The 508-nt window shown below is 65.2% G+C and carries 1 protein-coding gene; it reads right to left on the minus strand.

What is annotated here, in order from left to right:
• Nucleotides 1-508 (minus strand): FAD/NAD(P)-binding oxidoreductase (locus JJ959_RS21325; protein WP_292888507.1); only part of this gene is annotated, 508 nt, incomplete at both ends.

Below are 508 nucleotides of genomic sequence, written 5' to 3' on the forward strand. Positions count from 1 at the left end.
GTTCGATAGGCCGCTGAATTGTTGGCGAAGATGGCGACACGCTTGCCTGCCGCGACGCCGTATCGGTTGGCGTACGTTCGCAATGCGTCTGTGGTCATCACGCCCGGCCGGTCGTTGCCGCCGAACACCAGCGGCCGTTCCTCAGCGCCCGACGCGAGGATCGCCTCTTTCGCCGCGATCCGCCAAAGGCGCTCGACCGGCTTGTTCGGATCAGGCTCTTGCACGTGCTTCTGAACCCGCTCGACGGCGCCGAACATGCGGTCGTCGTACCAGCCGAAAACCGTGGTCCGGGTGAGGATGCGGACGTTGGGCATCGACGAAAGTTCAGAGGCGATGTCATGCGCGAATACCGGCGCGGGAACCCCGCCGACCTCGTGGGTGTCTGAGAGCAGGCTGCCGCCGAGCGATGCCTGCTCGTCACAGATGATGACCTGCGCACCTGCGCGCCCTGCCGTGATCGCGGCAGCCAATCCGGTGGGCCCGGCGCCGATAATCAAAAGATCGCAGT

This window comes from Nisaea sp. (assembly GCF_017640745.1).
In the GTDB taxonomy this organism is placed as follows: domain Bacteria; phylum Pseudomonadota; class Alphaproteobacteria; order Thalassobaculales; family Thalassobaculaceae; genus Nisaea.